The sequence below is a fragment of the Pseudoalteromonas sp. BZK2 genome (assembly GCF_014349195.1).
GTDB lineage: Bacteria > Pseudomonadota > Gammaproteobacteria > Enterobacterales > Alteromonadaceae > Pseudoalteromonas > Pseudoalteromonas simplex.
In genome coordinates, this window is the sequence record NZ_JACSOG010000006.1 from 109,082 (window position 1) to 123,034 (window position 13,953).

Genomic DNA, 13,953 nt, shown 5'->3' on the forward strand with positions numbered 1-13,953 from the left:
AAAATAACCAAGTGGTCTGTTGTTCAGTATTTGTTGGTAGGTTTTTAACTGCAATTTTAGTACATTATCTTTCTATCTTTGTTTCAGTTGAGTTGTTATGCACTTTGTAGAAGTTGCCATAAAAGTCCCTTTACAGCGTACCTTCGATTATAAAGTTGAACAGCTGCTGCATAGCCCTGAGTTAAAGCCAGGTATGCGGGTTCGCGTGCCATTTGGTAGTCAAAAAAAGGTTGCCGTGGTACTGGCTCTTAAAACATCAACCGATGTTCCCGCTGACAAAATCAAGCCGATTATTGATGTTATAGACGACACGCCAGTGTTATCTAAGCAACATTTAGCATTACTAAAATTCACAGCACGCTACTACTGTTACCCATTGGGCGAGACCATTCATACGGCACTTCCGGCTGCATTAAGGCAAGGCGAATGCCCAGATAAAACCAGTATTAATATGGTTGAGCTGACCGATAAAGGTGCAAAACTGCCGTCATTAAAAGCAAAAACTCAGTTAAGTTTATTAAAACAGCTAGCCGAGTCGGGCAAGTCATCGGTCACAGAATTAAAAGCGCTCGGATTTACAAAAAAAACCATCGACAGTCTGCTTGATAAAGAACTGATCACCCAGTTTATTGAGCATGATAACCAATGGCAGCAACGCGCGCCGACTGTCGGTAGCAAGCCGGTGCTTAATAAAGAGCAAGCTGTTGCCTGCACCAGCATTAACCAAGCTCGTGGCTTTACAAGCTTTTTGCTTGAAGGAGTTACCGGAAGTGGTAAAACCGAAGTGTATTTGCAATGCCTAGAAGAAGTACTGAAAAAAGGTCAGCAAGCCTTAGTATTAGTGCCTGAAATTGGCTTAACACCCCAAACTGTCAACCGCTTTCGTCGTCGCTTTCCCGATACCCCAATTATGCTATGGCACTCAGCATTGACAGATAACGAACGCTTACAAACTTGGCGTTTTTGTGAAAAAGGCAGCTGCGCCATAGTGATCGGCACACGTTCAAGTATTTTCTTACCTTTTTTATCACTTGGCATGATCATCGTTGATGAAGAGCACGACAGCTCGTTTAAGCAACAAGATACACTACGCTATCATGCTAGAGACCTAGCCGCTTATAGAGCATACCAACATAATATTCCGCTCGTTCTAGGCAGTGCCACACCAGCACTTGAGACCTTACATAAAGCAATTAATAACAAATATCAGCTGTTGAGCCTCACTGAACGGGCCCAAACCAGTACTGATAACCAGTTCCAATTAATGGACATGAAAGGTCAGCCTGAGCAAGCAGGGATTGCCCATGCCAGCCTTGCCTATATGCGCCAGCATTTAGAACGTGGTAAGCAAGTGATGGTGTTTTTAAACCGTCGTGGTTTTTCGCCTACCCTTATATGCCATGAGTGCGGTTGGCTAAGTGAGTGCTCACGTTGCAGCACCAGTGCAACCTTTCATAAAGCCATTGGCCAGATGATCTGTCACCACTGTGGTGAGCAACATCAGGTGCCTCATCAATGCCCTGATTGCGGCAGCACGCAGATTTTTCCAAATGGCAAAGGCACTGAACAAATCGAAGAGTTTTTAACACAAACCTTCCCTGATATTCCGATTAGTCGTATCGACCGAGATTCAACTCGTCGTAAAGGCAGCTTAGAAAAAGCCCTTGATGATATTAACCAAGGCGGTGCGCGCATCTTAGTTGGCACGCAAATGTTGGCAAAAGGCCACCACTTTGCCGATGTTAGCCTTGTTTTAATCCTAGATGTCGACAGTGGATTATATTCGTGTGACTTTCGCGCCACTGAACATTTAGCGCAACTTGTTACGCAAGTGGCAGGCCGTGCAGGTCGCAGTGGTGAACCTGGGCAAGTATTATTACAAACTCACTTTCCTGAGCACCCGCTACTGCAAGACTTAGTTAATAATGGTTACCAAGATTTTGCCCGTTACGCACTGACAGAACGAGAAGACGCGCAACTTCCACCAATCACAAATATGGCTATGGTGCGTGCCGAAGGACATAACATAAATCAAGTGATGGATTTTTTAACTGATTTGGTTCCTGTACAGAACGTATCTGGTATACAATTGCTCGGTCCGATACCCGCACCACTAGAACGTGTGGCAGGTAAATATCGCTTTCAGTTACATATTCAGGCGCAGGAACGCTCCCACTTACACCAATATTTAGCGCAAATGGTCGACTATATAAGTACCAGTAAATTAGCGCAAAAGGTGCGTTGGAGCTTAGATGTCGATCCTATAGATATGATTTAAAGGCCAATTAAGAGTCATGGCACAGCACGATTACATAAATAAAAAACCAGCAAATCGAAATAATAAAAAACAAGCCCCGGCGAAAAAGCCTTTCCCTATTATTCTTGTTTTAATTGCGCTTATCTTAGTAGGCGGGTTTGGTTACGGCCTATGGTATATCAAACATAATGCTGATCCTGAGTTAGTAGAGCAGCAAGCAAACCCTACTAAAAAAGAAGAAGTAGTTATTCCACCACCTAAGACACCTGAATTTATCAAAGAGATTAAAGAGCACGAAGTTCAGGTTGAAGTAAAAGAGATTGAACAAAAAGGCCCATATGTAATGCAATGCGGCTCTTTTAGAACATTAGAGCAAGCACAAACATTAAAAGCTAAAATTGCTTTTGCCGGCTTAGTGGCCGAAGTGAAGAAAACTGAGGGCAGCAATGGTATTTGGTATAAAGTGCGCTTAGGCCCATACGAAACCAAACGTTTAGCCGAAAGTGACAAGAATAAACTTAAACGCATCAAAATAATGGGCTGCGGAATTTGGCTTTGGACTTGATTTTAGTTCATTCACCCATATAAACACCTCATCAATCGCTTTTTACGAGCGGCCTTGCCGCTCGATGATGAGGAATAATCATGACCACTATTGTAAGTGTACGCCGCGACGACAAGGTCGTTATTGGTGGCGACGGCCAAGTTTCACTTGGTAACACCGTAATGAAGGGCAACGCCCGCAAAGTTCGACGTCTTTATAACGGCAAAGTAATCGCTGGTTTCGCTGGCGGTACTGCTGATGCCTTCACCCTTTTCGAACGATTTGAAAGCAAACTAGAAATGCACCAAGGCAACTTAACCAAGGCTGCCGTTGAAATGGCCAAAGATTGGCGTAGTGATCGTGCACTTAGAAAGCTCGAAGCACTATTAGCAGTTGCAGACGAAACTGCTTCATTAATTATTACAGGTAACGGTGATGTTGTGCAGCCAGAAAACGACCTAATTGCGATTGGCAGTGGTGGTAACTTCGCACAATCAGCAGCCACAGCGCTACTAGAAAACACCGACCTAAGTGCACGTGACATTGTAGAGAAGAGCCTAACGATTGCAGGCAACATCTGCGTATTCACGAATAATTTCCAAACTATTGAAGAATTGTAATAGGAACTGCCATGTCTGAGATGACGCCAAGAGAAATCGTTCACGAGCTTGATCAACATATTATTGGCCAAGCTAAAGCTAAAAAAGCAGTTTCAATCGCGCTACGTAACCGCTGGCGCCGTATGCAACTGAGCGATGATTTACGTGCAGAAGTAACACCTAAAAACATTTTAATGATTGGTCCAACTGGTGTGGGTAAAACTGAAATTGCACGCCGCTTAGCTAAACTTGCTAATGCGCCTTTTATTAAAGTTGAAGCAACAAAGTTCACCGAAGTGGGCTATGTTGGTAAAGAAGTAGAAACGATCATCCGCGATTTAGTTGATATCTCAATTAAAATGACGCGTGAACAGCAAACCAAAAAATTCAAACATCGCGCTGAAGAAGCGGCAGAAGAGCGTATTTTAGATGCTCTTTTACCACCAGCACGCGATACCTTTGGTGAGTCAAAAACAGAAGAGAACTCTTCTACTCGTCAATCTTTCCGTAAAAAATTACGTGAAGGTCAGTTAGACGATAAAGAAATTGATATCGATGTTGCACAAGCTCAACCTAATGTTGAGATCATGGCTCCTCCTGGTATGGAAGAAATGACCAACCAGCTTCAGAGCATGTTCCAAAACATGGGTGGCGATAAGCGCAGCAAGCGTAAGCTAAAAATCAAAGAAGCATTTAAGCTATTAGTTGAAGAAGAAGCAGCAAAGCTTGTTAACCCTGAAGAGTTAAAAGAGCAAGCTATCTTCGCAGTAGAGCAAAACGGTATCGTGTTTATCGATGAGATCGATAAAATCTGTAAACGTGGTGAAGCATCTGGCCCAGATGTTAGCCGTGAAGGTGTACAACGCGACTTACTACCATTAATCGAAGGTTCAACAGTAAGCACTAAACATGGCATGGTTAAAACTGACCACATGTTATTTATCGCATCTGGTGCATTCCAAATGGCTAAACCATCAGACATGATCCCTGAGCTACAAGGCCGTTTACCAATCCGCGTTGAGCTTGAAGCACTAAGTGCTGATGACTTTAAACGTATCTTAACTGAGCCTCATGCTTCTTTAACTGAGCAGCAACGTGAGCTGTTAAAAACAGAGCAAGTTGAGGTTGAGTTTACTGATGATGCCATTGAACGTATCGCGAAAGCGGCTTGGCAAGTTAATGAGAAAACCGAAAACATCGGTGCCCGTCGCTTGCATACTGTGATGGAAAAATTAATGGAAGAAATTTCATTTGATGCTTCAGAAAAAGCAGGTTCAACACTAACAATTGATGCCAATTACGTTGAGCAGCATTTAGGTGCACTTGTTGAAGATGAAGACTTAAGTCGCTTCATTCTTTAATCAACAAATTAGCGTTATAATTAAAAGCCTCCAGTTGGAGGCTTTTTAGTTTATAAATCGTAGATTCGAGGCTGACATGAAAGAAGTCACTAAAGTGCATTATCACAGCGTTAGCAAAGTATTAGATGTTCATTTTGATGATCAGACTATTGCTCAATTTAGTGCTGAATTTTTGCGTGTTCACTCACCTTCTGCTGAAGTACAAGGTCATGGCAATGAACCAATGAAACTCGTACTTGGTAAGCAACAAGTAGGAATTAGTAAAATTGAGCCGGTTGGTCATTATGCGATTCGACTGGTGTTTAGCGATAATCATAATAGCGGTTTATTCAGCTGGCACTATTTAAGTGAGCTGCAAGCTAACCATGATGAGCTTTGGCAGAAATACCAAACGAGAGTCTCTGAGCACGAAGCAAGTAAAGACAGCGTGCCTATCAAGTTTGTGCCTTAATACCTATCAAAATGCCTCGATAAAGCACACCTAAAAACAAAAAAGCGCGATGACGACACCGTCACCGCGCCTTTGTCTATATAAAGTATCAAGTAATTATTAAACTTTAAACTTATCGATTGCTTGATAAAGCACACGCGCTTGCTCTGATACTTCTTCGCTGGTTTGTGCATTAGTCGCCGCGTGACCCGATGCTTCTTGAGCGATATCACGAATACGAACCACGTTTTTATTCACCTCAGAAGCCACTTGGCTTTGCTCATCAATCGCTGTGGCAATGTGAGTGCTCATATCCATAATAGTTTGTACATCTTCGGTAATTGAGCGCAATAACTCACCCGCCTTACTTGCCTGCGCCGCACTTTCGCCACCTTGCGTACGACATTGCTGCATAATGCTCACCACTTCTTGCGTACGCCCTTGTAAGGTCGAAATGATGCTCTCGATCTCTTGTGTTGAATCTTGAGTACGCTGCGCAAGTGAGCGAACTTCATCTGCTACTACCGCAAAACCACGGCCTTGTTCACCAGCACGCGCCGCTTCAATAGCCGCATTGAGTGCCAGTAAGTTTGTTTGCTCAGCAATGCCACGAATAACATCCAGTACAGAGCCAATCGTTTCAGCGTCTTTTTCTAATTGCGACACCACACTTGACGCATTACCGAGTGAGTCTGATAAGTGATTAATTTGCACTACCGTTGATTCAACCTCAGAACGACCTTGCTGCGCACTTAAGTTAGTCGACTCTGCTTTTTTCGCTGCTGCTTCAGTATTGTGAGAGATATCTTGAATCGTCGCCTGCATTTCTGTTGCAGCAGTAGCAACCATATCAGCTTCATGAAGTTGCTCTTGCATACCAGAGCTAGTTGCCGCTGTCGTTTCAGATAAATGCTCTGTTGCCACATTGAGTGTGCCTAGAGCGGTATTGACTTCGTAAATTAGCTTTTTAAAGTCACTAATCAAGCTATTAAAGTCAACTGTCATCGTGGTGATTTCATCTTTACCTGACTGCTCAATAGACATACTTAAATCATTACTGCGACGTATTTCATTAATCGTGTGATATACACGCTCAATAGGCATAATGATTGAACGACTAGTAAAATAGACTAACAGCATGACCAAAACGCTGGCGACAATGAAAACAAGCAACGCAACGAGTTGCGCTCGCTCGGCGCTAGACTCAACAAAAGCCTTAGTTTCCGTTGTTAATTGATTAACAATCGCATCGCTCTTTTCTACACTTCGCTTCATTTCACCTAGTGCACCTGAGTCTAGATCTAATCCTAGAGTCACCTGTGCATCGACAAGCGCTTTGAATTTAACTTGGTAAGTAGCCAAGTTACTAAGTAATTGCTTCTCATAGCCAGTTTCAAATCCTGCATTTTTAATTTCAGACTGAAAATTACTGACTAAATCATCAAATTTAGCCAGATACTTCAAATCAAATCGCAGCATAAAGTCTTTCTCTGCGCGACGAAGCTGCAGCATCAAGGTTAATAGCTGATAGTTTTCACGTTCACTGAGTAAGGTTTCAACTTGATGCACGGCTCCACGTAGCTCACCATACAACGCATCTTTAGGATGCAAACCAATTTTCTTTTGCAACACAACAACTTCATTAAAGTCATCGTAATACAATTTCGCTAAGCTTCTAAATTCATCAAGTTTTGCTGACTCCATTGATAAGTCATTAACTAGCTCGTCAAGACGTGCCATTTTAACTTTAAGCTGTGCATACTCTTTTTCAAAAAGCTCAAGACTTTCGACATCTTTATAAAACAAAAAGTTTTTTTCATGCTTGCGCATTGCAAGTTCATGAATATCAAGTTCCTCCGCATTTTGAATTGTTTCATTGAGTTTTAGCATCATGCGCGACTCAAGGATAATTACACACAGCATCACAATCATTGCAAGACCAACAACGAGCGCGTTTAATTGCAAACGACGCTTAATAGTTAAGTTTTGTAATACATTCATTCAAAGTGCCCTATAGAAACATGCATTTAAGAGTATAGCTAAACTATCTAAAGCAGCTAATAAAAAGTGATTAAACTTGTCGCACATTTTCTAATATTAGGAAGGTTTAAACAATTAGTTTTTGTTCTAAATCAACCTGTTGCCACAGGTATTTATGGAGCTTATCCACCTTTTCCCATTGCTTTTTTCTTATCCACTCAACCAAAGGTGCTGGATCGCTTGGGAAGTTGAGTTTTTTATTCTGTGGAGATTGCAGCCAATCATCCATCGCATTGGGGTTTAAATAACTCATGACATGAGCTGCCCCCATCGACAATAAAGTCTGCGCATTAATACCTTGCTCAAATTGTTTACCTAGCGGTTTTAACAATAATTTTTTACCAAGTTGTAATGCTTCACTTGCAAGTTCGAATCCAGCATTACCAATCACACCACCCGCATTAGCAAGATCATTTAGAAACCCAACGCGTGATGGTGCTCGCAGATGGATATTACCAATTGAACAATCCTGAGCATCCGGGTGATAACAATAAAACTCTCTTTCAGGAAAATCTTTTAAGTACTCGACCACATTGTTAAGATTTTCGAATGGCAGATACACCAACACCTTATTTTCAACCATCACTGGGTTATCGTGATGATGAGTAGCAATAAATGGAGGGATGATATTTTCAGCATAAGGTTGCCAATGTACGCCTAAATAAACACTGGCTGGCGCATAGTTACGGATCAGCGCACGGCGAAAGAATGCGCGGCCAAACATCGGCACTTTATCAGATAAAAATGCCGCTTGATGACTCATGCCAATTACCGGAATATTTTGTTGTTTAGCAGCCCATGCTGTAATTGGCTCAAAGTCATTAAATACCAAATCATAATGACGTAAATCAAGGCCTTTTATATCTTTAATTAGTTGTAGTGGACGTGCATTTTTCAATGTTTTAAAGCTATCAACCTGCCCCGATTTACTGGTAAACGACAAACCTCGAAAAACTCGGTAATCAGCAAAATCATCCATATCAAAGTAGTCTTGCTCTTTTCGACCAGAGAACACATAGTCAACATCGACTCCTAAAGCCCTAAAAGTGCTAGCCATCACCCGCGCTCGCGTTATGTGCCCATTGCCTGTCCCTTGAATACCGTACAAAATTCTCATATAGACTCCACCACCATCACAGCTAATACTGCACAACTAGATCCCATTACTGCACCAATAACCACATCAGCGGGGTAATGCACACCAATAATCACTCTAGATGCAGCGACCCCTGATGCCCAAACCAACCACAAACCGGCAAATTCAGGTAAATACATAGTTAAAATTGTCGCCACTACAAATGCTCCCGCACTATGCCCCGATGGCAAACTAAACCTATCACTCGGCACTAAATAAGCGCCTTGTACTAAGCAATCACAAGGTCTTACCCGAGCAATTCGCTTTTTAACTAAAAAATAAATAGGTCGCTCAATGACAAAACCTACCAGTAGACTCATTGCAAGATGTTGAAAATGCGCTTGCTCCGTAAACCACCAAAAGCTCAAAAATAGTGCAACATAAAGACCGCCATCACCACTTTTTGAAAAGCCAATGGCTGATCGCCTTAACCACACTGGCGAAGCATCATTAAACACACTTAAGAACAGCTGTTCGTCCACCTTTGCCAATTTTGTAAGTATGTTGTTTGCCATGGTGAGCTCCTTGTCATACTTTGCGTCTAATTTTTATACTCACCTCAGCTTAGGCGCTAAAAATAACAATTAAGTGACGCTTTTGAGACACTAATGTTGCGGTGACAAAATTCCTTTGATTTAAACCAATAATCCGCTATTAAGTCGTTGTTATTGAGTTGTATCAGGGTATACTGAGTACTAAACAGACAGTCTCTTTAGAGGATGAAAAAATGGATTACAGCACTTCTGATTTATGCGACCACTTTGCAGATGTGGTTGATGTGCTCGAACCAATGTTTATCAATTTTGGTGGACGCCCAAGCTTTAGTGGTCGAGTAAAAACCGTTAAATGCTTTGAAAATAACGAGCTGATCCGCGAAATTTTATCAACCGATGGCACCGACAGCGTGTTATTGATTGACGGAGGTGGTTCAACCCGACGTGCCCTAATTGATATTGAGCTGGCTGAAATCGCATTAGAAAACAACTGGCAAGGCATTATCGTTTACGGTGCTATTCGTCATGTTGATGAACTTGAAGAGCTAGACTTAGGCATTCAAGCAATTGCCTCTATTCCTGTTGCTGCCGATAGTGAAGGTGCAGGTGAAGACGGTATTGGCGTTAACTTCGCAGGTGTTTCTTTCTTTGATGACGACTTTGTTTACGCTGATAGCACCGGTATTATATTATCTGCTGAAGAATTAGAGTTAGAAATAATAGAAGACTAATCTCGGTGACAAACTACCTTAAAATTTATGATGAAGCGGCGGTAAAGCACTTATGTGTCCGCCGCGCTAACGAACTCAAAGCTTGGCAAGCCCTTGCCCTTCTCGACACTCAAGTTAACGCCCCACAAGCACTCATCGATGCAAAACATTTCGGTATTCGCTATGTTTTAGTTGGCGTATGTGAGGATATTGGCCCTCGCGCTAACTTAGGTAACGGTGGCTCAGGACAAGCGTGGCAAGCATTTTTAAAGCGCTTTTTAAACCAAACGCATAACCAGTTTTTAAACCACGAGCGTGTGTTGCTACTCGGCGAAGTGGCCCTTGATGACTTAAACCAACAAGCTGCTGACCTTGATAATAAAAACGACGCCGACTTAGCCAAACTACGTGAATTGTGCGCTGATATAGACACTCGCGTTGAGCAAGTGCTTGCAATGATCTTTGCAGCTGGTCTTGAACCAATTGTAATCGGTGGCGGCCATAACAACTGCTTAGGTATTTTGCGTGCCCTTAGTAAGCAAGATGGTAAACCAGTAAATGCTATTAACTTAGACCCTCATGCTGATTTTAGAGAATGCGAAGGGCGTCATAGTGGCAATGGCTTTAGATATGCGTACAGCGAGAATCACCTTGCTGATTACCATGTGATAGGTTTACACGAATTTAAAAATAACCAAGCGATTATGGATGCCCTGACAAACGCAAACTTCACGTTTGATAGTTACCAAGACATTCAAGTACGTCGTAAAGTTGATTTATCTTCAGCATGTCAACACGCACTAGCTCAGTTTGATAATGCCTCGCTTGGCGTAGAAGTAGACTTAGACAGTATTTCGTTAATGCCAGTTAGCGCATACACCAACTGTGGTTTTAATGTGAGTGATGCAGAACACTTTGTGCATTTAGCTGCTAGCCAAGCAACAGCCCGCTACTTACATTTATGTGAAGGCGCACCATCACAACACCCGGTTAGTTTAGAAACAGGTATGAACGATGCAGGCCAAATAATCACAGCTTTAGTAAACGCCTACCTGCAAGCCAGAGAAGAAACTTAAATCTTCACTCGGGGTTAAATATTCGGAGCAATTTCACATCAAGCTATGGGGATGATAGGAGCTACCGACCACTCCTTAACTAATCAGACCGAGCCACTCGAATTGTTATATCGGTGGCTCTTAGTTTAGATATTAGTGAGCTTGTTGCCAGTTGTCACCGCTGTCGGCTTCAACAATCAGAGGCACATCAAGAGTAGCGGCTTCTGACATTAACTTACAAATTTCAGCTTTATAGTCGTCCACAGATTCTTCTTTAATTTCGAACACTAATTCATCGTGCACTTGCATGAGCAGCTTAACTGAACCTGCAGCTTGTGCGTTCACCCATTGATGAACTTTTAGCATCGCTTTTTTGATGATATCTGCAGCAGTCCCTTGCATTGGTGCGTTGATCGCAGCACGCTCAGCGGCTTTACGACGAGCACCGTTACGGGCATTGATTTCAGGTAAATGTAAGCGGCGGCCAAAAATCGTTTCTACATACCCTTTATCAGCTGCTTTTTCACGGGTTGTTTCCATGTACTCAAGTACGCCAGGGAAACGCTCGAAGTATTTATCAATATAATGCTGTGCTTCATGACGTGGTACATCTAATTGACGTGATAAACCAAACGCCGACATGCCATAAATTAAACCGAAGTTAACCGCTTTAGCTTTACGGCGCATATCGCTGGTAACCTCTTCAAGGCTAACCCCGAAGACTTCTGCCGCTGTTGCACTGTGAACATCTAAACCATTCGCAAAGGCAGTTAATAGGCCTTTATCTTGAGATAAATGCGCCATGATACGTAATTCAATTTGGCTGTAATCGGCAGCCACAATTTTATGGCCAGGTGCAGCAATAAAGGCTTCACGAATTCGACGGCCTTCTTCTGAACGAATTGGAATATTCTGTAAGTTAGGATCCGTTGAACTTAAACGACCTGTTGCTGTTACAGCTTGATGGTAAGAGGTATGCACTCGCTTAGTGCGCTCATCAACCATTAGCGGAAGTTTATCTGTGTAGGTTGATTTAAGTTTAGATAAACCACGGTGCTCAATAATCACTTTTGGTAACGGATAATCATGAGCAAGTTCTTGTAACACCTCTTCTGCTGTCGAAGGTGCACCCTTAGGTGTTTTCTTGATAACAGGCAGCTCAAGTTTTTCAAACAAAATAGCTTGCAGTTGCTTAGGTGAGCCTAAGTTAAATTTTTCACCTGCAATATCATAAGCTTCTTGCTCAAGCTCTAACAGGCGTTCACCTAAACGTTGACTATGAGCTGCTAGCATGTTGCTATCAATTGCAACACCAGTACGCTCAATATCAGAAAGCACTGTGACAAGTGGTAACTCAATCTCTTCGAATACCGATTTTAATTGGCTATCAGCATCAATTTTTGGCCATAATACTTGATGAAGACGTAGCGTTATATCAGCATCTTCAGCAGCATAAGGCGCAGCTTTTTCTAGCTCAATTTGGTTAAACGTTAACTGCTTTTTACCTTTACCGGCAATATCTTCAAAGCTGATATTTTTGTGACCAAGGTATTTCAGTGCCAACGAGTCCATATCATGGCGGCTGCCTACACTATTAAATACATACGACTCCAGCATGGTGTCGTATTTAATGCCTTTTAATTCAAAGCCTGCGTTAGCTAACACGCTTTTATCGTACTTAAGGTTTTGCCCCACTTTCGCTTTGTTTTCGTCAGCTAAGATTGGGCCAATTTTTGCCATTACGGTTTCTAAGCTTAATTGCTCAGGCGCATCTGGGTAATCGTGACCAACCGGAAGGTAAGCCGCTTCACCGGCTTTAACCGCAAAGCTCATACCAACCAATTGCGCTTGCATATAATCAAGGCTGGTTGTTTCAGTATCAAAAGCAAACAATTCGGCGTCATTTAACTGCGCCACTAAGGTATCAAGTTGCTCTTCAGTTAAGATTGTTTCGTAGTGTGCATCAGCAACTTTTGGTAGTTCGTTAGCTTCAGTTGGCACATCTAAATGCGTGTCAGCGTCTTTAGGATTATCAAGTAGCTCAGCTAACCAACGGCGGAACTCACACTCACCATAAAGTGCAATCAATTCGTCACGATTAGGCTCTTGCAGCTTAAAGCTTTCAAGGTCTGACTCAACCTCAACATCACACTTAATTGTTGCTAACTCATAGCTAAGTGGCAAATGATCAAGTGCTGTAGCAAGCTTTTCACCAATCTTGCCTTTTATTTCACCTGCATGATCAATGACACCTTGTAATGATCCATATTTTTGCAGCCACTTCACCGCTGTTTTTGGACCACAGCCATCAACACCTGGGATGTTATCGACTTTGTCACCCATTAGGGCAAGGTAATCAATGATCAATTCAGGACCAACGCCAAACTTCTCAACCACGGTTTCTGGATCTGAAATGCTATCTGTCATGGTATTGATCAGCGTAACATGCTCATTAACAAGCTGCGCCATATCTTTATCGCCAGTCGAGATCAGCACATGACGCTGCTGCTCTGAGGCTATTCGCGCAAACGTACCGATAACATCGTCAGCTTCAACACCTTCAATACTAATCAGTGGAAAACCCATTGCTTTAATAATGTTATGCAGTGGTGCGATCTGTGTGCGTAAATCATCCGGCATTGGCGGACGATTCGCTTTATATTCGCTGTACATATCATTTCTGAAGGTTTTACCCTTGGCATCAAATACCACCACCATGTGCGATGGATCATATTGCTTGATCAAACTCTTAAGCATATTAACTACGCCATAGATTGCGCCTGTCGCTTCACCTTTTGAGTTAGTAAGGTGCGGTGGCGAATGGTATGCACGGAATAAATAAGAAGAACCATCTACAAGAATAAGTGGATTTTCAGGGATCTGAGCCATGGTGAAATTGGATCCTAATTGAATAACATTAAATTGTTTGTAAGCATGCCATAAGGTCATGAAGAAAACGACTGTGAATTATTAACCAATAAAGCTTTATGACAGAGCAAGCTGTGGATAACTTTGTAGATAACAGACACAGTTAATTCTCCCAAAATGAAAAAACATTTAGGAAAATTAGATAAGCTTATGTTTTTATTTAAAAAAGATATTACGGCGTTCTTTTTTTATTATTTTTGTCCGATGTGGAAAACGGTTTTAGTAGCGATAACCTTTTGCTTATTCGATACCGAATTAACATCCCTTTTCATAACCGGAGGAGTATTCTAGCATAATGGATCAAAGATCATAGCGATCCTTTATACTTTTTTTTTCGTTAGTAATTTATAAAAAGGCATAAACAGCTATTCATCATGCTTTGCGAGTTATCAAGCGACGA

The 13,953-nt window shown here is 42.1% G+C and carries 11 protein-coding genes; 7 read left to right on the forward strand and 4 right to left on the reverse strand.

Annotation, left to right across the window (positions count from 1 at the left end; genetic code table 11):
• Positions 1–97: 97 nt before the first annotated feature.
• The 5 genes from priA to BIZ38_RS05385 all read left to right on the forward strand — a co-directional run bounded on the left by priA (position 98) and on the right by BIZ38_RS05385 (position 5,212).
• Positions 98–2,278: a primosomal protein N' gene (gene priA, locus BIZ38_RS05365; RefSeq protein ID WP_187489771.1), complete on the forward strand. Its 2,181-nt coding sequence runs from the start codon at positions 98–100 to the stop codon at positions 2,276–2,278.
• A gap of 16 nt (positions 2,279–2,294) precedes the next feature.
• Positions 2,295–2,822, forward strand: coding sequence for an SPOR domain-containing protein (locus BIZ38_RS05370; protein ID WP_130167267.1), 528 nt, complete (start codon positions 2,295–2,297; stop codon positions 2,820–2,822).
• Positions 2,823–2,902: 80 nt separating this feature from the next.
• Entirely contained in the window at positions 2,903–3,421 is a 519-nt protein-coding gene (hslV, locus tag BIZ38_RS05375) for an ATP-dependent protease subunit HslV (RefSeq protein WP_054552816.1), read from the forward strand.
• Between the two features lie 11 nt (positions 3,422–3,432).
• On the forward strand, positions 3,433–4,761 hold the full coding sequence (hslU, locus tag BIZ38_RS05380; protein ID WP_130049805.1) for an HslU--HslV peptidase ATPase subunit: 1,329 nt from the start codon (positions 3,433–3,435) through the stop codon (positions 4,759–4,761).
• A 76-nt stretch (positions 4,762–4,837) separates the two neighbouring features.
• Complete coding sequence (locus BIZ38_RS05385) at positions 4,838–5,212, forward strand: gamma-butyrobetaine hydroxylase-like domain-containing protein (protein WP_187489772.1); 375 nt, start codon at positions 4,838–4,840, stop codon at positions 5,210–5,212.
• Between the two features lie 99 nt (positions 5,213–5,311).
• Here the strand turns inward: BIZ38_RS05385 and BIZ38_RS05390 are convergent, their stop codons facing one another.
• The 3 genes from BIZ38_RS05390 to BIZ38_RS05400 all read right to left on the reverse strand — a co-directional run bounded on the left by BIZ38_RS05390 (position 5,312) and on the right by BIZ38_RS05400 (position 8,881).
• Positions 5,312–7,192, reverse strand: coding sequence for a methyl-accepting chemotaxis protein (locus tag BIZ38_RS05390; protein ID WP_054552819.1), 1,881 nt, complete (start codon positions 7,190–7,192; stop codon positions 5,312–5,314).
• Between the two features lie 106 nt (positions 7,193–7,298).
• Complete coding sequence (locus BIZ38_RS05395; RefSeq protein WP_187489773.1) at positions 7,299–8,348, reverse strand: MJ1255/VC2487 family glycosyltransferase; 1,050 nt, start codon at positions 8,346–8,348, stop codon at positions 7,299–7,301.
• Positions 8,345–8,881 (reverse strand): phosphatase PAP2 family protein, encoded by a 537-nt coding sequence (locus BIZ38_RS05400; protein ID WP_187489774.1) that lies wholly within the window; start codon positions 8,879–8,881, stop codon positions 8,345–8,347. The genes BIZ38_RS05395 and BIZ38_RS05400 overlap by 4 nt, the downstream gene beginning before the upstream one ends.
• Positions 8,882–9,093: 212 nt before the next feature.
• Between BIZ38_RS05400 and rraA the strand changes: the two genes are divergently transcribed.
• Complete coding sequence (rraA, locus tag BIZ38_RS05405) at positions 9,094–9,591, forward strand: ribonuclease E activity regulator RraA (RefSeq protein WP_054552822.1); 498 nt, start codon at positions 9,094–9,096, stop codon at positions 9,589–9,591.
• Positions 9,592–9,596: 5 nt separating this feature from the next.
• Positions 9,597–10,646 carry a formimidoylglutamase gene (locus tag BIZ38_RS05410; RefSeq protein WP_187489775.1) on the forward strand — a complete coding sequence of 350 codons (1,050 nt, stop codon included), beginning with the start codon at positions 9,597–9,599 and terminating at the stop codon, positions 10,644–10,646.
• A gap of 132 nt (positions 10,647–10,778) precedes the next feature.
• Here BIZ38_RS05410 and polA read toward each other — a convergent pair whose 3' ends face one another.
• Positions 10,779–13,514, reverse strand: a complete 2,736-nt coding sequence (gene polA / locus BIZ38_RS05415; protein ID WP_166339620.1) for a DNA polymerase I — start codon at positions 13,512–13,514, stop codon at positions 10,779–10,781.
• Positions 13,515–13,953 lie beyond the last annotated feature (439 nt).